Below are 23,090 nucleotides of genomic sequence, written 5' to 3'. Positions count from 1 at the left end.
TATGTAAATTTAAAATGGAATTATTTCTTCTTAATCGATGTGGGCGCTGTAACTTGCATTTTCATATAATTAAGGAAAAATGATGAAAAAATTACGAATTTCACTTATCAATATACACGGACTCCTAAAAGGTTCTGGTCTAGAAATTGGACGGGATGCCGACAACGGAGGACAGACCAAATACATTTACGAATTAGCCGAATTTTTATCCCAGCACGAAGATGTAGAGCATGTGCATCTTTTTACCCGATTAATTGATGATCCCGCTCTTTCTCCCGAATATGCGGTGCCTGTAGAAGTTATCAATGACAAATTAGACATACGCCGAATTCCATTTCTCGGAAAAAAATATAAGGCAAAAGAACAGCTTTGGGAAGGCCTAGACACTTTCGTGAATGGAGCGATGCAGCACATCAAACAGCATAATATTTTCCCCGATTGGATTCACTCTCATTATGGTGATGCGGGATACGCCGCAGCCGAATTATCTGCCGTTTTAAATATACCTTTCGCCCATACGGGACATTCTTTAGGTTTTTACAAAAAGAAAAAACTAATCGAAAGCGGAGAAACAGAAGAAGAACTAGAAAAAAAATTCAAATTTAAAGCCCGAATTGCTGCCGAAGAAAAAACCTTAGAACTCGCAGAATTCATTGTAACTTCTACCGAACAGGAAATTGAAACCTACAAAGCATATAAAAATTTTGAACTCGGAAAATACCACGCTATTTCTCCAGGAATTGATACTAGAAAATTTGTTCCGTATTATTATCAGGAAAATGATTCGGACAAACATATGGAAGAAGCGCAACGAAAATATTGGGTTGCCGAAACCATTTCTAAATTCTTAACTAATCCGCATAAGCCTATTATTCTGGCACTTTCGAGACCAGACAGACACAAAAATCTGCATACTTTAATTGACGTTTACGGAAAAGATAAAGAGCTTCAAAGCATTGCCAACCTCGTTATTTTTGCCGGAATTCGTAAAGACATTGCAAAGATGCCAGAATCGGAAAAAAATGTTCTGACTGATTTGCTTCTGCTAATGGACAAATACGATTTGTACGGAAAAATGGCTATTCCGAAGAAACATGATGTGGAAAATGAAGTTTCGATTATCTATCGTTATGCGGCAGAGAAAAGAGGTGTTTTTGTGAATTTGGCTTTGCATGAAAACTTCGGCCTGACCGTAATTGAATCAGCTAGTTCGGGGCTTCCTGTTGTCGTGACCAAGAACGGCGGACCATCGGAAATTATTCCTGTTTGTCAGAACGGAGAATTAGTAAATCCGCAAGAAGAAAGCCAAATTAAAAAAGCGCTTCGAAACATTCTAACCGATGAAAATCAGTGGAAATATTATTCGAACAACGGCGCCATCAATATTCAGAAACATTACAGCTGGGTTAGCCACGTTAATCAGTATGTTGATTTAGTAAAAGAAAATCTATCGCTTTCCTCTGGTGCGGGAATCAAAAAACAGCATTATCCTAATATCAATATCAGCCGATTAAAACGTAAAATCGATCATTTATTGGTTTCAGATATTGACGGAACTTTAATAGAACCTAAACTTTTAAATCCAGGTCTGAAAGAATTAAAATCGCATTTAACCAATCGTACCGATAAAATGGCTTTTGCAATGGCTTCTGGACGAAATTTAGCTTTAGTTAAAAAAGTAATCGATGAAGAAGAATTTCCCCTGCCGGACTTTATTATCTGTTCTGTCGGAACCGAAATTTATTACACCAATGGAGAAGATTATATTCTAGATAAAGGCTGGGCAAAATTCCTTTCGGGAAGATGGAAAAGAGACGAAATTGTCAATAAATTAAAAGCCGTAAAATGGATTAAACTTCAAGAAGATGAAGCTCAAAATCCGTATAAAATCTCCTATTATTATGAAGCAGAACATTACGATCACGATGAACTAATTGAGGTTCTTGGAAAAGAATGGTATAAAGTAAATATCATTCCGAGTCACGGGCAATTTTTGGATTTTATTCCGAAACGTGCTTCCAAAGGAAATGCAATTAAGTTTTTATGCCGAAAATGGTCTATTCCGTTAGGAAATGTAGTCGCCGCAGGAGATTCTGGAAATGATGTTGATATGTTTAGAGGTCCTGTAAAAGGAATTATTGTCGGAAACAGAAGCGCAGAACTTTTGGCTTACGAAACCACAAAAAGCATTTACGTCGCTAAAACGTCAGCTTCAGAAGGAATTTTAGAAGGCTTAAAACATTATAAAATTATTAAGTAAAAAGTTTAGCAGTTGAATAGCCACGAATTCACGAATTTTATTTCAAAAATACTATGCCTGTTGGATTAAAAAAAACGAATTACACGAATTTTTGCCAATTTTTAAAGTTTTAAAAATTCGTGAATTCGTGGCTAAAAAAAATATACTAACAGTTTAAAATAAATAATAAAATGTATTCAGGTTCAGGATTTAGCAACTGGGAAATTGGAGATGTTGATGTATTTATAGATGAAAAAGGAATTCATCATTTATTTCATTTAATTATTCCCAATCACGATTATATTGCTCATGCAGTTTCAAAAGATGGTCTTTCGTGGAAACGAGTAAAAAATGCCTTATTTGTAGGCGATCCAGGCGAATGGGACGATGACATGCTTTGGACGATGCACGTAAGCAAAAAATCGGATGGCGAAGGTTATGAAATGTATTATACTGGTTTGAAGCGTCAGGATAAAGGAATAGAACAAAAAGTAGGAAGAGCCGTTTCGACCGATTTAATTACTTGGAAAAAAGAAAATCTATACGGACTTCCTTTTAAAAGTGAAGCGCCACATTATGAAGGGCAAAACAATAATCCCAGACAATGGATTAGTTTTAGAGATCCTTTTAAATACCAATACAAAGGCGAAGATTATCTATTAATCTGTGCCCGAAGTGCCTCTGGACCAACATACCGCAGAGGCTGTATTGGTGTTGCCAAAAGAGAAAAAGAAGGTTTTGTACTGCAAAAACCGCTTCATATTCCGTACGTATATGACGATGTGGAATGTCCGTGCGTTTTCGAAATTAAGGGAACACATTATCTTTTAGGTTCCATTCGAGAAGATATTAAAGTCCGTTATTGGTCGGCTCCAGAATTTAGGGGCGAATATTGCGCTTTTCATAATAACGTTTTAATGCCTCAGGGAAATTATGCGGCGAGAGTGGTAAAAGAAGGAAAGCATTATTTGGTTTACAACTTCTATTTTGCCGATGGAAATGTAAATACACATCGTGTGATTCCGCCGCCAAAAGAACTGGATACCGATAAAAGCGGAAGGCTTCGTTTAAAAAGCTATTACTTCTGGGAAAAATTATATCAGAAAACGATTCAGCAAAAAGACCTGCCACAACCCATGCCCATTCTGGGAAATCCGACAGCTGAATTTCTACAGGAAAATGAAAATAAATGGCGTTTTGGCTGTCGTAGCGGTTACGAAATTTACTGCTTCGAAAAACCGTCAATGGATTTTGTTTGGGAAGGAACGCTTGCTGTGGAAGGAATGGGAAAAACGGGTTTTGTAATTGAATGCGATAAAGAAGGAACTGGATATTATATTTCCATTGATTTCATGAATGGTTTTGTGCAGTTTCGAGCTTGGGGATTTAATGAAAAAGATGTCAAAAACAATTTCATATTCCAAAACATACAAACGAATCAGTTTGAAATTAGTGAAGAAAAACAGATTTATTTCAAAATCATACGCTACGGAAATTATTACGAACTTTCGATAAATGATATTGTAAAACTGACTTTATTGGATTTTAAATACAGCGAAGGAAAAGTCGGAATCTACGTTTGTTCGGCTGTGATTTCTATAAGTGATTCTAAAATTCACGCCATTCCAGAACCTGAAAACGAATATGCCGCTTCTGATCCAGAAAAATACGAAAAAGATCATAATAGAATTATCCAAGTTCAGGGTACGGGAACACTCTAACTGAATGGAACACTGATGACACGGATTCGTTATCACGAAAACGCGGATAAAACTGATTTTTTTATACTTTTAAAAATAAATTCGTTTTTATCTGCGTCTTTACGAAGTAAATCCGTTTCATCAGCGTATACGACAAGATTTAGGATTATGTGTTAAAAAACTACACACAAAAACAACAGCCATGATAAAAAAAATCGCAACTTCATTACTATTTCTTTTGGTTTTCAATTTTTCGCAAGCACAGAAAAATGATGCAGAAAAATGCCGTTATACCAAAACGGCTCAAGGCTTTCTGATGGTTCTTCGCGAAGGCGATAATGTTTTAGAATTAATTGAAAAATTAGCCAAAGAGCAAAAAATTCCGTCGGCCAATTTTACTGGAATTGGTTTTGCGCAAGATGCTACTTTTGGTTTTTATGATTTTAACGAAAAGAAATTTCATCCTAAAACATTCAATAAAGTCGAAATGGGAAGCATAACAGGATCAATCGCTTGGAGTGGTGACAAACCTTCAATCCACATGCATGGCGTTGCTACCGATGACAAATTTGATGCTTATGGCGGTCACATTCTCGGACTAAAAGTCGGAACGGGTTCTATGGAAATTTACGTTACAGTAAATGCTGAAAAATTGGAAAGAAAAGTAGAACAGCCGCTGAATGCGAATGTTTTGCAATTGCCTTGTATAAAATAATTTCAAAAGACTCCATTTACTTTTGTAATTTTAGTTCATCAAAATTATTTTTGAAATGAATTATTTTATAAAAGAACAGAATTCTAATAGCACTAAAGTTACTTTGCGTTTGTTTGCGAAAAGGATGTTTAGACTTTTATTAATGTGTACTGGTTTGATTGGAATTAAATTTATTTTCAATTCTTTTGAACCACTTGATAGATTTGATTTTTTTATCACATTAGCTTTTACAATTTTTCTTTGGGTTCTTTTAATAGCAAAAAATAAAATTTAAACACATAGAAACATAGTTTTAGCATACGCATAAAGGCGTTTCACTCACATCAAAACACATAGTTATCTCACGGTGAACTTTGTCAAAGTTTTGAACTTTGACAAAGTTAGCTTGACGCATAACTATGTGTTAGAAACTAGTTTCTTTTTTTCTTCTTTTCGACATAAAAAAAAATCTATGTTTCTATGTGTTTCAAAAATTGAAGCAACGAGTTGATACAGTTGTTTTTATTTTGAGAGATAAACCTTATATTGGCATTCCAAACTGATACTTCATAAAATGCCACAAAGTCCGTCTCCAGAAGAGGTAAAGCTAATTTTCGAAAACTATTTTACCGCCGACATGAATATCTGGAAAGGTTTTTCGGAGAAAATTAAAGTGCGTGAATTCGATAAATCTGATATTATAAAAGATTACCACGGCGTCGAAAAATACCTGAACATCATCATTAAAGGATCGGCTGGATTATTTGTTTGGGACGGCAAAAGAGACATTTGCATTAATTTGCTGTACGAAAATAGTTTTATAAGCGATTATATGTCTTTTTTAAATCAGCAGCCGTCTGTAATTAAAACCGAAGCTTTGGAAGATGTAACGCTTTGGTCTATTTCGCATCTCGATTTAAAAGAATTGTATCAAAGATCTGAAACAGGTTTGCGAATTGGAAAAGCAATTTCTGAAATGCTTTACGTGCGCAAACAGCAGGAACAGATTAATCTTTTAACGCTTTCTCCTCAAGAACGTTATATAAAACTTATAGAAGGCCGTCCAGAAATCTTTCAAAGAACACCGCTAAAAATCATTGCTTCCTATCTCGGATTAACGGCTGAAAGTTTAAGCCGAATTCGAAAAAGAGTTATGGAAAAATGATTTCTTACCCAAAGTCAATTTTATTTTCATTTTCGCTCACTAAGTTTGCTTCACTAAACCAAACAAATTTAAAACGATGAAAAATAAAATCAACTTCGCCGCTATCCTAGTTTATTACGTAATTGCTGTAATCTGCAGATATGCAGCTACAAAAACTAACTTATTATCTGGAATCGAAAATCCGTATTTGGTAATTCTGCTTCGTGGTGCTGGTCCCGCTTTGGGCGCTTTGGCTGCCATTAAAATATTTTCTCTTCACAACCCAATGTCTTTAAAAGGAATATACAAAAATGCAATTGTTCCTTTTGCCGTTTACTGGATTTTACCAGCTGTTTTAATCGCTGCAGTTTACTATTTCACAATCGGGAAATTTCCAATTTTATTAATGTTTACTGTTTTAGCTTACGGACTTTTGGAAGAAATTGGCTGGCGAGGTTTTCTACAGGAACAATTAAAATCACTTCCTAAATTTACTTCAATTTTAATTATTGCAGTTCTTTGGTTTGCTTGGCATCTTAATTTCGAAACCACGCCAAGCAATATGATTTTCTTCGGAATCATTTTCTTCGGATCATGGGGAATCGGAAAAGTATATTCGTCTACAGGATCATTGTTAGCCGTTGCTGGTGTGCATTCTTTAAATAATTTCTTCCGTGACGGCCTTCATGAAACAGAACTTACTTTAATCGCCATTTTATTAGCAATATGGATTGGTTTTATCATTCTTTATAACAGAAAATATAGAACAAAAACTGTAGCAACTCAAACCACTTAATATAACCACATTTTGTTTTGCTTTTGTGTTAAATATTGAAACACATAGAAACATAGATTATATAGCGTAAAAAAGGCGTTTCACTCACATCAATACACATAGCGATCTGAGCCGTAAACTTTGTCAAAGTTTTGAACTTTGACAAAGTTATCTTGACATAAAACTATGTGTTTAAATTCATTAATTCAATCGCTCAGTAGTTTCCATTCTCAAACAATATTCGCTTCCCAAATAAAGCGGATTTCCATGTTTCTCTGACCAAAAACCATCAAGAACATCTTTTGTGATGCATCTGTAAACCGCAACACCTTTATAAGTCTTATTATCGTCGCCTTTGTAGCTGAAATTGATTACTAGAATATTATCCTTAAAAAAACCTGTTCCTTTTTGTTGATGCGAATTGATTAGCCAGTCCGCTTTGATACGGTTGTTTTTGTCTAAAGCTAAGCTCAGAACACCTTGGTAGGTAATCTCATTACTTTCGTCCTGATTGCTTCCTGAAATGGAATAATTTCCAACTAAATCTTGTATTGTCATTTATTTTTAATGCTAAATAACTCATTCCGAAACTCGGAATTTGAGCAGACTGCAAATTTAGAAAAAAACAACAATAAATTAATGCAACAAAGTTTCGTTAGTAAGGAAAATATTTTTACTTTACATCGCATTAAAAACAATCAAAAATGAATAGGCGTAAATTTTTAAAAGGCTCAACCGCGTTAACCGGACTTTTCACTCTAGGTCCATCAGTGCTATTTGCAAATAATTCAGAAGTTATTTCTAAAAAAAGCAAAAAAGCGAAAAATATTATATTCATGGTCAGCGACGGAATGAGTTCTGGCACGCTACAAATGGCCAATTTATATTCTCAGTATATTTTAGGCAAAAACGGAAACTGGATTACGCTTTATGACGAAAATAAAGTTTCGAGAGCGTTAATGGATACGGCTTCTGCCAGTTCCGCAGTAACCGATTCTGCAGCAGCAAGTTCTTCTTTTGGAGGAGGACATCGGGTTAAAAATGGTGTTTTAAACGTTGGTGCTAATGGAGAAAAATACCTTCCGATCTGGCAAAAGTTTAAAAATGCGGGTAAAAAAGCGGGCTGCGTGACAACCGTTACCATTACTCATGCCACTCCCGCAGGCTTTTGCGTGAATTCTGATAGCAGAAATGCAGAGCCTGAAATTGCCGAAATGTATGCTGACCTCGGAATCGATGTTTTAATGGGCGGCGGAGATGAGTTTTTCAATGCTGCAAAAAGAGCCGACAAAAAAGATATTTACAGCAAATACGAACAGAAAGGATATCAGATTCTAAAAAATGGTGCTGATTTAAATAATTTAAAAAAAGGAAATAAAACGCTTGGCATTTTTTCTTCGGGCGCACTTCCCTATTCTATTGACCGCACCAATATTGCTGAATTGCAAAATACGCCGACTCTTGCCGAAATGAGTACAGCAGCCATTAACCAAATGAAAGATCATGATAATGGTTTTGTTTTAATGATTGAAGGCGGAAAAGTGGATTGGGCGGCTCATGCCAATGATATTTCGGCATTGCTTCACGATCAGTTGGCTTTTGATGATGTTATAAAAGCAGTCATAGATTTTGCAGAAAAAGACAAAGAAACGCTTGTCATTATTACAACAGATCATGGCAATGCCAATCCGGGGCTTATTTATGGAGCAGATGCCGTAAAGAATTTCAAAAGCATTGCCAATTATAAATACACAAACGAATACATTTTAAATGCCATTCATAGCGATTTTAATTTGCAGCAAATTAAAGATTGGATTTTTGAAACCAACAAAATAAGTCTGACCGACGAAGAAGCAAAACACTTGCTGGACTTTTATTCGGGACTCGAAAAACAAGAAGGCGGACTGTATAATTATAAAAAATTGCCTTTTAAAGCCTATTCAGAAATCCAGAAAAAACACAATAATGTCGGCTGGATCAGCATGGATCATTCTGGCGATTATGTCGAACTTGCCGCTTTTGGGCCAGGAAGCGAACTTTTGAAACCTTTTGTAAAAAATACCGATATGCATTATTTAATGCTAAAAGCTTCGATAGAAAGCTAAAAATTAATGAATTATAAATTATGTAGTTATGAGTTGTGAATTTTAAACATATAAATCAATTTTTATATGCGTAACATCATAACTCATAATTTATCATTCGCATTTCTTTATTCATAATTCATAATTCATAATTCATAATTCATCATTCATAACTTATAACATACTTCCCCACGTTGATATTTTGTTAATTTCTTATAGAATTTAATAAATCCATATCAAAATTTATAGTTAAATTGGTAGTATGAGAACAAATCCTGATGTACTTATTATTGGAGGCGGGCTTGCTGGTCTGGCGGGCGCTTTACACTTATCCAAAAAAGGATTGAAGGTTATTCTTATTGAAAAAAATACTTTTCCAAAACACAAAGTCTGCGGAGAATACATCTCAAATGAAATTCTTCCCTACTTATTCTGGCTGGACATAGACGTTTCAAAACTTCATCCAACAGCCATTTCAAACTTTGAATTTACAGCGCAAAATGGTAAAACAGCAAAAACCAAACTTCCGTTAGGCGGTTTCGGAATCAGCCGTTACGAATTGGATCATTTTTTATTTCAAAAAGCAATAGAAAATGGCTGTACCGTTATTACAGAAACGGTGACCAATGTTTCTTTTCAAAACGACATTTTTACGGTAACCACCTCTGAACAAATGCTCAATGCAAAAATAGTTTTGGGCGCTTTTGGCAAAAGATCCAATATTGACCAAATCCTTTCTAGAGATTTTATTTCTAAAAAATCTCCGTGGCTGGCTGTAAAAAGTCATTACTCTGGAAACTTTGACGAAAGTCTTGTCGCTTTATACAATTTTCAAGGCGGTTATTGCGGGGTTTCAAAAGTCGAAAAAAACATTATAAACATTTGCTATCTGGCCGATTTTGAAACTTTTAAAAAGTATAAAAACATCGAAGAATATCAGAAAGCAGTTCTTTATAAAAATAAAAAACTGAAAGCTGTTTTGGAGAACAGCACTTCCCTATTCGAAAAACCTTTAACGATCAGTCAGATTTCGTTTGATAAAAAAAAACCTGTAGAAAATCATATTCTTATGATTGGCGATACCGCTGGATTAATTCACCCGATGTGCGGCAACGGAATGGCAATGGCGATTCACAGTGCAAAAATAGCTTCAGAATTAGTTTTGGACTTTTATTATGGAAAGATCGAATCCAGAAATGAATTCGAAAAAAAATACCGCAAAGAATGGAAAAAACATTTCGGAAAAAGATTATTCTTCGGACGAATACTGGCCAAAGCGCTAACACATAAAAACCTTACTCATGCCTTGACTACCATCGCTGCATCGATGCCGTCATTACTTTCGGTTATTATAAAACAAACGCACGGTCGTCCCATAACTAGTGAATAAATGAGTGTAAATACCAAATATAGAACAGAAGAAATCGAAATGATGGATGATTTTTCGCTTCAAAGCGAAGAACTTATCGGTGCGCTAGATCAGATTGCTGCTATCAATCAATTGCTTGGCGGAAACAAACTGACGCTTCACGGCATAAAAGAACTTTTAAAAAAGACCGATACTTCTAAAACGATTACCATTGCCGACATTGGTTGCGGAAATGGAGATATGCTGCGAATGCTTGCCAAATATGGAAAAAAACATAATCTAAAATTTCAATTAATCGGAATAGATGCCAACGCTTTTACGATTGATTATGCCCAGAAACTTTCAGCAGATTTTCCAAATATCGAATATAAATGTCTGGATGTTTTTAGTGAAGATTTTAAATCGCTAAAATACGATATTGTGTTATGCACGCTGACCTTGCATCATTTTACCACAAATCAGATAAACGATCTGATGGAAACATTAAACGATAATGCTTCGATCGGAATTGTTGTGAATGATTTGCATCGCAGCAAAGTCGCGTATAGATTATTTCAGCTAATTGGTGTGGTTTTCAACCTTAATACAATGTCTCGCAACGATGGTTTGATTTCTATTTTAAAAGGATTCAAAAAGAAAGAATTAGAACATTTTTCTAAAAAATTAAATTTAAAAAACTATTCCATCAACTGGAAATGGGCTTTCCGTTACCAATGGATAATTACAAAAATATGAGTGTAAAGATAGTTACAGCTGTAAAGCAGCTTCCGCAATATTCCCGTACGACCGAAGAAATCCTTCCGCTAGTAGAAGTTTGGCTTGAAGGTCAGGAAGAACGTTTTGTCAAAAAAGTAAAAAAGATATTTGAAGGCGCTTCTGTAGATAAACGGTATTCTATTATGGAGCCTACAGAGGTTTTTACAGCCACTTCATTCGAAGAAAAAAATGACATTTACAGTCGCGAAATGATTGTTCTCGGAGAAAAAGTTTTAGAAAAAGCGCTCCAAAAAGCAGATTGGGATCCGCAGAGCTTAGATTACATTATTACGGTAAGCTGTACCGGAATTATGATTCCGTCGCTCGATGCGTATCTTATCAATAAAATGAAATTAAGACAAGATATCGTTCGCCTTCCCGTAACCGAAATGGGCTGTGCTGCAGGAATATCAGGAATTATTTATGCGAAGAATTTTCTAAAATCGAATCCTGGGAAACGCGCCGCGGTAATTGCGGTAGAATCGCCAACAGCCACTTTTCAGTTGAATGATTTTTCGATGCCGAACATTGTCAGTGCCGCTATTTTTGGAGATGGAGCTGCCTGTTGTTTATTGTCGTCAAGCGAAAGTGATAATGGTCCCGAAATTCTGGACGAACAGATGTATCATTTTTATGATGCCGAACACATGATGGGTTTCAAACTAACCAACGGCGGCTTGCAGATGGTTCTCGATATTGAAGTTCCAGATACAATTGCCTCTCATTTTGGCGATATTATTCATCCGTTTTTAAAACAAAATAATCTAGAAATCAAAGATATTGACCACATGATTTTTCATCCCGGCGGAAAAAAAATTGTAACTACTGTCGAAGAACTTTTCGCAGGATTACATAAAAATATCGACGATACAAAAGAAGTGCTGAAACAATATGGAAATATGTCGAGTGCAACTGTTTTGTACGTTTTAGAAAACATTATGAACCGAAATCCGAAAAAAGGAGAAAAAGGTTTAATGCTGAGTTTTGGTCCGGGTTTTTCGGCACAAAGAGTTTTATTGCAATGGTAATTTGAAAGCTTATGGAATTAAATGAAATCATCAAACAGCTTCCGTACAGTGAGCCTTTTCTATTTGTAGACGAATTGCTTCATGCAGATGAAAATGGCGTGACGGGAACGTATACTTTCAACGAAAATTTAGACTTTTATAAAGGGCATTTTAAAGATAATCCAGTTACTCCGGGCGTTATTTTAACCGAAACCATGGCTCAGATTGGAATGGTTTGTTTGGGAATATTTCTGTTAGGAAATGAATTGGGCGAAAATACCGTAATTGCTTTTACTTCGGCTGAAATGGAGTTTTTAAAACCCGTTTATCCAAACGAAAAAGTAACCGTAACTTCTGAAAAATTGTTTTTTCGTTTTGGAAAATTAAAGTGTAACGCCGTAATGAAAAATGAGGCTGGACAAGAAGTTTGTCGCGGAATTCTGGCTGGAATGATAACAAAAAGATTATGAAAAAGCGAATCGTAATAACAGGTCTTGGAGTTGCTGCGCCAAATGGTGTAGGCATTTCCGCATTTACAGAAGCGATAAAAAACGGCATTTCGGGCATTCGTCATGATGCTCAGCTCGAAGAATTGCAATTTTCCTGTCAGATTGCAGGTCAGCCACAAATTTCAGAAGAATTAAAAGCGCAATATTTTACCGAACTCGAACTTCGCGGATTTAATAGCACGGGAATTTTGTACGGCGTTATGGCAGGTATGGAAGCTTGGAACCATGCAGGATTGCCACTAAACGAAACTCCAGATTGGGACAGCGGATGCATTTTTGGAGCGGGAACCTCTGGCATAGATAAATTTCGCGAAAGCATTTATAAAATTGACGAATTGCAAACCCGCAAATTAGGAAGCACCGTCGTTGCTCAAACCATGAACAGCGGTGTCAGCGCTTATCTGGGCGGCAAAATCGGATTGGGAAATCAAGTTACTACCAATTCTTCGGCTTGTATTACGGGCGCAGAAGCGATTTTGATGGCGTATGACCGAATACAATCTGGACAAGCCAAACGGATTTTAGCAGGAAGCACTTCAGATAGCGGGCCTTATATCTGGGCAGGATTTGATGCGCTTCGTGTCTGCTCTTCTAAATTTAACGACAATCCCGAAGAAGGCTCAAGACCCATGAGTGCTTCGGCTTCAGGATTTGTTCCCGGAAGCGGTGCCGGAGCTTTTGTGGTTGAAGATTTGGAAAGCGCTCTAGAACGTAATGCCATTATTTATGCTGAAATTTTAGGCGGAAATATCAATTCTGGCGGACAGCGCGATGGCGGCACTATGACGGCTCCAAACAGTACTGCTGTGCAAAGATGTATTAAAAGTGCAGTCGAAAATGCAGGAATAAACCCAAATGAAATTGATGCCATAAACGGACATTTGACCGCGACTACAAAAGACAGTTTGGAAATTGAAAATTGGACCAAAGCTTTAGAAAGAAGTGGTTCTGATTTTCCGTACATTAATTCGCTGAAAAGCTTGACAGGTCATTGTTTAAGCGCTTCTGGAAGTATTGAAAGTGTTGCTGCTATACTGCAACTTCATGAAGGATTTTTGTTTGGAAATAAAAATTGCTCCGATCTTCATCCTGAAATCGCTTCTCTTATTGATCCTTCGAAAATGCTTTTAGAAACAATTAAAACGAATCCCAATATAATTGCTAAAGCCAGTTTTGGTTTTGGCGATGTGAACGCATGCATAATCTTTAAAAAATTTGAAAACTAATATGAACAAAACCGAACTTATCGAAAAATTAAAAGGAATTATAAAGCCTTTTACAACAAACACAGAAGCGTTTGACAATCTTACAGAAGAAACCGATTTTATTAAAGACCTGAATATCAATTCGGCTAATCTGGTTGATATTGTACTGGATATCGAAGAAAATTTTGATATCGTGATCGACAATGCCGACATGGAACGAATGCTTGACGTAAAAACCGCAGTTGAAATCATCGAAACCAAACTAGCCGAAAAATGATTGGCAATGACATTGTAGATCTTGCGCAGTCACGTATAGAAAGCAACTGGCAGCGCAAAGGTTTTTTAGAAAAGCTTTTTACAGCCGAAGAGCAAGCGTTTGTAAAAGGTTATTCTGAACCAGAAATAATGGTTTGGCTTTTATGGAGCATGAAGGAAGCGGCGTATAAAATCTATAACCGTCAAACCAAAATACGTGAATTCAGTCCGAAGAAGCTTTGCTGTTCTTTAGATTCTTTCAATCTTAATCAAGCATTCGGAAAAGTAATTTGCAATGAAAATGTTTATTATACCAAAACCACAATTTCTCCTGAAAGTATTCATACCATTGCTGTAAACAATCCCGAAAACTTAAATCATGTGATTGAAGTTGAAAACGTCGAAATTATAAAAGACGAAAATGGTATTCCGTATTCAAAAACTTCAAATTCGCTTCAGGATATTTCAATCAGCCATCACGGAAGATTTGAAAAATGGGTAATGATTCAACAATGAAAATTTATTTCTAGCTTTGAATATGAAAACAATTATCGATGATATTCGTCAAACGCTCAAAGACAGTGTTGATGAAAAAACAAAAAACGGCTCTCAGCATTTCTTTAAAGAAGAAATTAATTCGTATGGAGTTAAAATTCCAGTTGTACATCAAATCAGTAAAGAAATTTTAAGTGACATAAAAGGCAAACCGAAACAAGAAATTTTTGATTTGTGTGAAATTCTTTGGCAATCTGGCAATTTAGAAGAATCTATTATCGCGTGCAATTTATCGTATGCATTACGTAAACAGTACGAGCCTTCAGATTTTGATACTTTTGAAAAATGGGTAAAAAAAGATGTAAACAATTGGGCTTCGTGCGATACGCTGTGTAATCATACTATTGGCGATTTTCTCCAAATGTATCCTGCACACATTGCGAAACTGAAAAAATGGGCACTTTCATCTAACCGTTGGACGCGTCGTGCCGCTGCTGTAACCTTGATTATTCCCGCCCGCAGAGGACTATTTTTAGAAGAGATTTTTGAAATAGCCACAATCCTACTTCACGATAAAGATGATTTGGTTCAAAAAGGTTATGGCTGGATGCTTAAAGCGGCAAGTGAAGCAAATCAAAAAGAAGTGTTCGATTTTGTAATCAAAAATAAAGCGACCATGCCAAGAACCGCACTTCGATATGCTATCGAGAAAATGCCACCCAATATGCGAGCCGAAGCGATGAAGAAGTAGTATCCCTATTTCTTCAGCTCTGCAAAATTCAGTTACTTATTTTTATTCGAATGCGTTTTTTCTTTATTTTAGTTATTTATAAAACATTAAACTACAATTAATTACACTTTATCAGTTTCTATAATTATATAAAAATAAAATGCATCAAATAAAAACGACTCTTTTTTTGTGTGTAATCCTTATCGGTTTTTCAATTCCGTTTTGTTACGGGCAGTATAAAATTTCGGGATATATTGACGCAGAGCAGCAAAACAAAACGGTTTATTTGAGTCTACTGAAATATGACGAAGAAACAATGATTACTGAAAATCAGATTCTTTTTTCGACCCAAACGGACAGTTCGGGTTATTTTGAGTTTAAAGGGCAATTGTTATCAGAAAAAGACAAACTCTATCGCATTCATTCCAACATAAATACCAATAAAGGACTTCAATTGGTTCAGGATAATGAGAAAAGCAATTATCATAATTTTATTTTCTCTAACCGAGATACTATTTACTTTTCAAAATCGGGAAATAATTGGTTTAGTCTGTCAAAAAACAGCAATTTGATTGATAATGAATGGAAAAAGCTAAAATCTTTTGAAGAACAATTGGAGAAAAACAATTCTCAAATCAAAAACAAAGAAGCACAGCAGCAGGCTATAAATGATTTTGCCGAAAAAGTGAAATCGTATAGCGAAAAGAATATAAAGCATCCGCTTCTGAAACTTTTAGCTTTTTGGGATATTAAAAAAAGTGATTTTGATGTTAAAACTGATTTTGAAAAAAATCTGGAGTTTTACGAAACGATATCAAATTCGCTAAAAGACTATTACGGCGAAACTTCTTATTATCTTCAATATCAAGATGAAATCTCAAAAATATCGAATGTCATTTTACAGCAAGAGTATGCCTTCAATAAAAAACTAAATTATTTCTTAGGCTTTTTAGTCTTCATTTTGATTATTGTTGCTGTTTTTCAATTCAGAAAATTGAAACTGCTGAAACCAAAAGAAAACCATGTAGATTTTTCAAACTTAAGCTTGACAAATCAAGAAGAGAAAATCACCAGATTGATCTTGGCAGATAAGACCAATAAAGAAATTGCTAATGCGCTTTTTATTTCTTTGAGCACGGTAAAAACGCACATCCGAAATCTTTACGCCAAATTGGATGTGGCAAATCGGCATGAATTGGCAGAGAAATTAAAAAATCATCCTAGGGATTAGTCCTAATTTCAGCCCTTTAGTAACTCATTTTCAATACTGGCAATTCTAATTTTGTTTTCGAAATCTTAAACATCAATCGAAAATGAAAAAGAATTTTTTATTGCTAATCTTCACGATGCTTTTACAATTTGCCACAGCACAAGAAACAGAAAAAGCTTTAGCAAAAAGGCAAAACATTCAAACAAAACTTCTGGAAGCCAAAGTCCTCTTAGAAAAAGATAATGGAAAACTTTGGGGAAAACCAATTTGGAATGACAGTATTATTGTAATCGATTTTGATTCTTCTATTTACAGTTTGGCAAACTTACCAAACAGTAAAACCGATAATGATACTTTACATTATAAAACAATGGAACGCAATTCTCTGGTTTTTGTCAATACCACTCAAAAATATGAAGGAAAAGAATATGCTACAGTTTTGAATAACTATCTGGATGATAAAAGCGCTACAGTTATTCATGAATTGTTTCATTTACTGCAGATGAAATCTCGAAAATTTAAAGGAAATCCGATTGAATATTTGGACGAAACTAATGCCCGTATTTTATTGCGATTAGAATATCAGGCATTAAAAAATGCTTTGAAGGCTATTAGCGAAAAAAGAAAAAACGTTGAAGTCAAAAACCATCTGAAAGATGCCGTTATTTTTAGAAAAGAAAGACAAAAGCAATATGCAAAATGCCTTAACGACGAATTGGAAATAGAAACCTTAGAAGGGTTAGCCAATTACACTGGTTTCGCTTTATCTTCTTATTCTAATAAATACGAAAAGGCAATCGAGGAAATTAATGATCGTGAAGAGGCCAAAACATATACCAGACCTTTCCCCTACGCCACTGGCCCAGCCTACGGATTAATTTTTGATTACTTAAATATTCCTTGGAAAAATGGCTTAGACAAAATTTATAATTTTGCCGACATTTACGAAAATATGGTTCTTAAATCGGCATTAAATGTCAATAAAAAGACTTTAAAATCTACTAAACTCAGAAACAATTTTGAGGAAATAAACAGACAGGAAATTGCGCGAGAAAAAGAACAAAAGAAACTAATTGACTATTACGCCGATTTACTGTTTAATAAACCAACCTTGAAAGTCGCCATTACTGACATTGAACATTACGGACGCACTTTTAATATGAATGGCACTTTAACTTTAAACGATAAAGGAATTGTGTATTCTAGTATAAAAGGTCGTGATAAATCGGGAAAAAACTTTGGGAATTTTGGCACAATTGAAGGAAAAAACCAATTGGGCAAAGCTGGAATTCTAAGTTATGAAAAAGAGGGAAAAACATATTTTGTTTTTCCGCTTCCTTCTAAAATTGAGGGCAGAAAAATTATAAGCGAATTTTACGAAATAGAATTGAATCCCGATTGGAAAGCGGTAAAGCAAAATGATGGGAATATGGAAATTGTGAGAGAACCCGAAGAACATTAAAGAGGTTTTGGGGATTCTAAAACTCTTCGAGAAAATTATTTATATTTTTATAAGTTGGCTATAAATAGATTTTAAGTATATTTAATACTTACTAAATCAAATCCAACCAGCCAAAACCTATGAAAAAAAGATCCATAGTTGTTGCGTTACATTTTTTTGCTTTAACCACCTTTGCGCAAGAAAATTTTCCGTACAAAAACCCCAATCTACCTACAGAACAGCGTGTTAATGACTTAGTATCTAGAATGTCATTAGACGAAAAAATAAATCAATTAATGGATTCTGCTCCAGCAATTGACCGCTTAGGAATTCCTGAGTACAATTGGTGGAACGAATCGCTGCATGGCGTTGCTCGTGCGGGATTTGCCACTGTTTTTCCGCAATCTATTTCTATTGCTTCTTCTTGGGATCGTCAATTAATTTTGGATGTCGCCACTGCCATTTCTGATGAAGCCCGTGCCAAACATCATGAGTATTTGAGAAGAGGACAGCATGGCATTTATCAAGGATTGACATTTTGGTCGCCAAACGTCAATATCTTTCGCGATCCACGCTGGGGTCGCGGACATGAAACCTATGGCGAAGATCCGTTTTTAACGGGCCAGTTGGGACTCAATTATGTAAACGGACTTCAAGGCACAAATGATAAATATTTAAAAGTCGTCGCTACTGCCAAACATTATGCCGTACACTCTGGGCCAGAACCATCACGCCATTATTTTGACGCCAATACAAGCGATATTGATCTTTACGAAACCTATCTGCCTGCTTTTAGAACTTTGGTAAAAGAAGGGCATGTTTACTCCATAATGGGCGCTTACAACCGTTTTCGTGGAGAATCTGCCAGTGCGAGTCCGTTTTTGTTTAATATCCTTAGAAAGGACTGGGATTTTAAAGGTTATATAGTATCCGATTGTGGCGCTGTAACGGATATTTGGAAATACCATAAAATAACAACTGATGCTGCAAGTGCTTCGGCTCTAGCGGTAAAAAACGGGTTAGATTTAGAATGTGGAAGCAGTTTTAAATCTTTAAAAGAGGCCGTAGATTCCAAATTAATTACTGAAGCTGACATTGATATTGCTGTTAAACGTTTATATACCGCTCGTTTCAAATTGGGAATGTTTGATCCAGACGATATTGTTCCTTATGCTCAAATTCCGTATTCTGATAATAACAATGCAGCGCACGATTATCTTGCTAGAATAGCTTCTCAAAAAAGTATTGTGCTTTTGAAGAACCAAAATAATATGCTGCCACTTTCTAAAAACATTAAAACAATTGCCGTAATTGGACCAAATGCAAATGATATTCAGTCTTTATGGGGAAATTACAGCGGAGTTCCGAGCAATCCGGTTACGGTTTTAAAAGGAATTCAAAACAAATTGGAGCCAAATGCTAAAGTTTTATATGCAAAAGGAACAGACTTAGCCAAAGGAGTTGAGGCAATGAAAATCATTCCTTCCATATATTTCCAAAACGAAAACGGAACTCAAGGTTTAGTTGGAGAATACTTTAATAATTTAGAATGGAAAGGAAAACCGTTATTTACGCAAATAGATGATAATATCGATTTTGAATGGGATATTAACACGCCAGATCCTCGATTAAAAATGGGGCATTACAGCGTAAAGTGGACGGGTTATCTTTCGGTTCCTAAAACGGGAATTTATACTATTTCGGAATGGTCGAAACCTTTTATGACTGTTCAAATTGAAGGCGGAAAAGCTGAAGGCGGAAAAAACGATCATCACCCACGTTTTCGTCCGCAAAAAATTAATTTGGAAGCAGGAAAGAAATATAAAATAGAAATCAAGTATCAGAATTACTACGGAGACGCCATTGCAAAACTGTTTTGGGCAGAACCAGAAGAAAATTTAGTGCAAGAAGCAGTTCAGACTGCCAATCAAGCCGACGCTGTAATTTTAGTTTTAGGATTGAATGAGCGTTTAGAAGGAGAAGAAATGAAAGTTGAAGCAGATGGTTTTAATGGCGGTGACCGAACAAGTTTGGATCTGCCAGCAAATCAGGAAGAATTAATGAAAGCCGTTAAAGCTACTGGAAAACCTGTAATTTTGGTTTTAATAAACGGAAGCGCGCTTTCTATCAATTGGGCAAATGACAATATTCCCGCAATTTTAACGGCTGGATATCCTGGACAGCAAGGCGGAAATGCTATTGCAGATGTTCTTTTTGGAGATTATAATCCAGCGGGAAGACTTCCTGTTACGTATTATAAATCGGTTGACCAATTGCCTAAATTTGAAAATTATGATATGGAAGGCAGAACGTATCGTTACTTTCATAAAACGCCTTTATATCCTTTCGGATTTGGTTTGAGCTATACCAATTTCAACTATTCTAATTTACAGCTTCCAAAAGAGTTAAATTCCGAAAATGATTTTAAAGTATCTGTTGATGTAACGAATACTGGAGAACGCGAAGGCGACGAAGTAGCTGAACTGTATCTGAAAGATGAAAAAGCCTCTACTCCACGTTCGATTTTGCAATTGGAAGGTTTTGAGCGCATTCATCTTAAAAAAGGAGAAACCAAAACGATCAATTTTACTATCACGCCAAGACAGCTTTCTATTATCAATAAGAAAAAACAACGTGTGGTAGAACCAGGCTGGTTTACGATTTACGTTGGAGGAAAACAGCCTGATGGTTCTAAAGATGTTCAAAGCGGCAGAATAAACTTTACAGGTAAAACTATAACTCTAGAGAAATAGTTCTGAAATTATAAATTACAATAAAAAAATAGGCTGTCTTTTGAACAGCCTATTTTTTATTAAATTATAGTCATATCCGTATCAGGATTAAAACTTCCATCGTCTGGATATTTAATGCTTCCCTTTAAGTTCTCTACCCTTTTCGGATCAAATTTAGGAAGTTGCAATTCATTATTTTCCTTCCACTTTTTAACTGTTTCTGCAACTTCCTCTGCTTTTTCAGTTGAAAAAGGAGTATCTCTCGCCATATATAATGTCTGCGATGGATAAGCCAAAGAAGTACCACTTTTTTCTATAATGTCCATCATTCGCAATAAAAGATCTTCCTGAACTTCTTGTGAGGTTTCAAAATTAACCGCTTCGATGTATGATGTAATTTCAACTTTTAAAGCATCGGCTGTAATGCCCGTAAAACGGACTATTGGAGGCGTATTGATTACTCCGGGATGTGCGTAGAGCAAAGATCTTAATTCGACAAGCAGATAACGCATTTGATCTGGAGTAGTTTCCATTCTAAAACCAAAAATCGGATTAAATATAAATCGATCGCGATGGGCATAATTTTCTATTTTACTAGCCGAAAGCTGTCCATTCGGAATCGTAACAATACTTCGGGCTGCCGTACGAAGTGTCGTAGAACGCATTCCGATAGATTCTACGGTTCCTTTAATATCATCAACACGACAATAATCGCCAACGCGTAAGGGCTGATCGGCAATAAGGCTGACACTACCTACAAAATTTTCTATTGTTTTTTGTGCTCCAAGAGCCAATGCAATCCCCCCTATTCCCAGCGCGGCAAGTCCGGCTGTTACATCAACTCCAATTATTCCTAATATGGCAATAATTCCGATAACTACAATCGCTGCTTTCATGGTGCGACTTAAAAACAAAACCGCAGATACGGCAGAAGCACGACCTCGCCTATTCATTCTGCTGCGGGTAAACATGCTCACAAAATCGGTCATTCTCCAAAGCAGTATTAAAAAAGCTAAGATTCCGATTGTAATTATGATGATGCTAAATCGCTGGCGCACAATTATCGAAATTCCCATGCGCTGTGTCGTTGCCACAAATAAAATTACTGTGAGATACATTTGCACCGGCAGCGTAAAAGCCTCGATTATAGCATTACCTTTCTCGCTGTCTGCTTTCTTCCATATTTTTTGAAGCAGAAATATAAAGACGAATATAAGCAGTCTGGAAAGCAGGTAGGATACAATCGTCATTATCACCACTACTCCCCAATGTCCAATAGGAACATTTCCAAATTTCTTTTCTTTTAAGACTTTTGGCAATACTCTATCCAAAAATGTTTTTTCTCCGCTAACATCTGCTGAAAGAATGGCTTCTATAGTTTCTGCCGAAAAAAGCCATAGCGCCGGCTCACTATCATCTGACTGATTTTCCAGATAAAGCTGTATGTTTATTTTGTCTGTCGATATATTTCCGACTAAATCGATTCCCGTTGCCAGATTATCATCTATACGTCCTAATTCTTTATTGCTAAGAATAGATGAGGGCGAAAAATTTCCTCCCTGATCCAAAAGCTGCTGAAAAGTTTTTGCAATTCGCACCCTTTCGGCTGTTTTGCGATACGAACGTTTACTAAGCATAAAATACTGGCTGGCGCGCAGATAATTCTGATCGCCAATCGCTTTGATAAATCCGTTTACGGTTCCTTGAGGTGTTCTTCTCCCTAATGAATCATCTGGAATTTTTGCTGGTTCTTCGGCCGTAGTTTTGGCTGCACCCAAAAGCTGCGCTTCCATTCTTAATGGCGTTATCAGTACTGCCGACAACAGCAATAAAAAAGACAATAAACGTTTAGTACCTAAAATCATATTTTTAGCTTTAGTAACTTAGACTATTAAAAATAAGAAATCTAGCAGAAAACAACTGATTTAAACTCGGTTTTTTTCTAAAATTCTGCACAAAAGCCTTCTTCAGATTTTGTAAGTGCAATTCTGGAGCTTTTTATAAATTCTATAAGCTTCAATTGTTTTAATTTTTCAGTCAAGCTGATGATCTCTTCATCTGTTCCTGTGGCTTGCAATACGGTGTATTCTTTCTGAATTTCTGAAACCGTGAGATCTTTTTCACGAAGTACACTTTCCATTCGTGGATCTGACATAAATACCGCAGTCGAGATCTTAAATAATGCGGTCTGTCTGTAAACGATTTCATCTTTCGAAGAATAACTGCATTTAAAAACTTCTATAATTTTCTCAATCTGTGCAGCTAAGTTTATTACGGTATCTAATGTTTCATTTACTACAATGGTGTGCCTGTACATTTGATCAATTTCACAAATAGACATATTAAGACTCAAAATAGCTACTTGTTTTCGTATAAACATCGAGCTGAGTTTATTGATTAATCTTATTTGATCTTCGGAATAAATGGTAAGCGTAAATTCGTTTTTCATGTTGTGATTTTATTTTTTTTATTGGCTTGAAGGGAAATAAAAAAAGCCTTTCGCATGGACTGAGAAAGGCTTTTTTGAATAGACAATATAATCCTGACTCGTCATGTAATGCGAATAATGATAATTGAAATAATAATGCTATTCTGAACTGATTTTTTCATAATTGCTGTAAACAAAAAAGCCTCCCGATTATGGGAGGCTTTCTAAATTGTATCTTTTACTTATTTATATAACACCTCTCCATCATTATCGAATGATAATCATGATAATAGAAGCGATGTTAATTGTGTTTTTCA

The 23,090-nt window shown here is 35.7% G+C and carries 21 protein-coding genes; 18 read left to right on the top strand and 3 right to left on the bottom strand.

Features of this window, described 5'->3' with window-relative positions:
• Positions 1-79 precede the first annotated feature (79 nt).
• From ACWA1F_RS21420 to ACWA1F_RS21395, 6 genes are all read left to right on the top strand, one after another.
• The gene (locus ACWA1F_RS21420) at positions 80-2,260 is read left to right on the top strand and encodes an HAD-IIB family hydrolase (RefSeq protein WP_456896770.1); all 2,181 of its coding nucleotides are present in this window, start codon (positions 80-82) and stop codon (positions 2,258-2,260) included.
• Between the two features lie 170 nt (positions 2,261-2,430).
• Positions 2,431-3,960 (top strand): glycoside hydrolase family protein, encoded by a 1,530-nt coding sequence (locus ACWA1F_RS21415; protein ID WP_456896768.1) that lies wholly within the window; start codon positions 2,431-2,433, stop codon positions 3,958-3,960.
• 181 nt (positions 3,961-4,141) lie between these two features.
• On the top strand, positions 4,142-4,654 hold the full coding sequence (locus tag ACWA1F_RS21410) for a PPC domain-containing DNA-binding protein (RefSeq protein ID WP_456896766.1): 513 nt from the start codon (positions 4,142-4,144) through the stop codon (positions 4,652-4,654).
• A gap of 55 nt (positions 4,655-4,709) precedes the next feature.
• The gene (locus ACWA1F_RS21405) at positions 4,710-4,928 is read left to right on the top strand and encodes a hypothetical protein (RefSeq protein WP_456896764.1); all 219 of its coding nucleotides are present in this window, start codon (positions 4,710-4,712) and stop codon (positions 4,926-4,928) included.
• 279 nt (positions 4,929-5,207) lie between these two features.
• Positions 5,208-5,798, top strand: a complete 591-nt coding sequence (locus ACWA1F_RS21400; RefSeq protein WP_456896762.1) for a Crp/Fnr family transcriptional regulator — start codon at positions 5,208-5,210, stop codon at positions 5,796-5,798.
• A gap of 76 nt (positions 5,799-5,874) precedes the next feature.
• Complete coding sequence (locus tag ACWA1F_RS21395) at positions 5,875-6,573, top strand: CPBP family intramembrane glutamic endopeptidase (protein WP_456896760.1); 699 nt, start codon at positions 5,875-5,877, stop codon at positions 6,571-6,573.
• Between the two features lie 180 nt (positions 6,574-6,753).
• On the opposite strand, the gene ACWA1F_RS21390 is transcribed toward ACWA1F_RS21395, so the two are convergent.
• Positions 6,754-7,110: a hypothetical protein gene (locus ACWA1F_RS21390; RefSeq protein WP_456896758.1), complete on the bottom strand. Its 357-nt coding sequence runs from the start codon at positions 7,108-7,110 to the stop codon at positions 6,754-6,756.
• A gap of 146 nt (positions 7,111-7,256) precedes the next feature.
• On the opposite strand from ACWA1F_RS21390, the gene ACWA1F_RS21385 reads away from it, so the two are divergent.
• The 12 genes from ACWA1F_RS21385 to ACWA1F_RS21330 all read left to right on the top strand — a co-directional run bounded on the left by ACWA1F_RS21385 (position 7,257) and on the right by ACWA1F_RS21330 (position 20,366).
• Complete coding sequence (locus tag ACWA1F_RS21385; protein ID WP_456896756.1) at positions 7,257-8,657, top strand: alkaline phosphatase; 1,401 nt, start codon at positions 7,257-7,259, stop codon at positions 8,655-8,657.
• 241 nt (positions 8,658-8,898) lie between these two features.
• Positions 8,899-10,026, top strand: a complete 1,128-nt coding sequence (locus ACWA1F_RS21380) for an NAD(P)/FAD-dependent oxidoreductase (RefSeq protein ID WP_456896754.1) — start codon at positions 8,899-8,901, stop codon at positions 10,024-10,026.
• A complete protein-coding gene (locus tag ACWA1F_RS21375) occupies positions 10,027-10,740 on the top strand; it encodes a methyltransferase domain-containing protein (protein ID WP_456896752.1) in 714 nt (237 codons plus the stop codon).
• Entirely contained in the window at positions 10,737-11,789 is a 1,053-nt protein-coding gene (locus tag ACWA1F_RS21370; RefSeq protein ID WP_456896750.1) for a type III polyketide synthase, read from the top strand. Before ACWA1F_RS21375 ends, ACWA1F_RS21370 begins: the two co-directional genes overlap by 4 nt.
• Before the next feature lie 11 nt (positions 11,790-11,800).
• Positions 11,801-12,238, top strand: a complete 438-nt coding sequence (locus ACWA1F_RS21365) for a 3-hydroxyacyl-ACP dehydratase FabZ family protein (protein WP_456896748.1) — start codon at positions 11,801-11,803, stop codon at positions 12,236-12,238.
• Positions 12,235-13,503, top strand: a complete 1,269-nt coding sequence (locus ACWA1F_RS21360) for a beta-ketoacyl-[acyl-carrier-protein] synthase family protein (RefSeq protein ID WP_456896746.1) — start codon at positions 12,235-12,237, stop codon at positions 13,501-13,503. The genes ACWA1F_RS21365 and ACWA1F_RS21360 overlap by 4 nt, the downstream gene beginning before the upstream one ends.
• 1 nt (position 13,504) lies before the next feature.
• Complete coding sequence (locus ACWA1F_RS21355) at positions 13,505-13,759, top strand: acyl carrier protein (protein WP_306156405.1); 255 nt, start codon at positions 13,505-13,507, stop codon at positions 13,757-13,759.
• Entirely contained in the window at positions 13,756-14,253 is a 498-nt protein-coding gene (locus ACWA1F_RS21350; RefSeq protein ID WP_456896744.1) for a 4'-phosphopantetheinyl transferase family protein, read from the top strand. The genes ACWA1F_RS21355 and ACWA1F_RS21350 overlap by 4 nt, the downstream gene beginning before the upstream one ends.
• A gap of 22 nt (positions 14,254-14,275) precedes the next feature.
• Positions 14,276-14,983, top strand: a complete 708-nt coding sequence (locus tag ACWA1F_RS21345; protein ID WP_456896742.1) for a DNA alkylation repair protein — start codon at positions 14,276-14,278, stop codon at positions 14,981-14,983.
• 139 nt (positions 14,984-15,122) lie between these two features.
• Positions 15,123-16,193, top strand: a complete 1,071-nt coding sequence (locus ACWA1F_RS21340; RefSeq protein ID WP_456896740.1) for a response regulator transcription factor — start codon at positions 15,123-15,125, stop codon at positions 16,191-16,193.
• An 82-nt stretch (positions 16,194-16,275) separates the two neighbouring features.
• The gene (locus tag ACWA1F_RS21335) at positions 16,276-17,634 is read left to right on the top strand and encodes a hypothetical protein (protein WP_456896738.1); all 1,359 of its coding nucleotides are present in this window, start codon (positions 16,276-16,278) and stop codon (positions 17,632-17,634) included.
• A gap of 119 nt (positions 17,635-17,753) precedes the next feature.
• A complete protein-coding gene (locus tag ACWA1F_RS21330) occupies positions 17,754-20,366 on the top strand; it encodes a beta-glucosidase (RefSeq protein WP_456896736.1) in 2,613 nt (870 codons plus the stop codon).
• Between the two features lie 59 nt (positions 20,367-20,425).
• Here ACWA1F_RS21330 and ACWA1F_RS21325 read toward each other — a convergent pair whose 3' ends face one another.
• Both ACWA1F_RS21325 and ACWA1F_RS21320 read right to left on the bottom strand, forming a co-directional pair.
• Positions 20,426-22,210, bottom strand: coding sequence for a mechanosensitive ion channel family protein (locus tag ACWA1F_RS21325; protein WP_456896734.1), 1,785 nt, complete (start codon positions 22,208-22,210; stop codon positions 20,426-20,428).
• Positions 22,211-22,287: 77 nt separating this feature from the next.
• Complete coding sequence (locus ACWA1F_RS21320) at positions 22,288-22,794, bottom strand: ACT domain-containing protein (protein ID WP_456896732.1); 507 nt, start codon at positions 22,792-22,794, stop codon at positions 22,288-22,290.
• Positions 22,795-23,090: the final 296 nt, after the last annotated feature.

The sequence above is a fragment of the Flavobacterium erigeronis genome (assembly GCF_054075165.1).
This window is presented reverse-complemented; position numbering and strand designations above follow the sequence as displayed.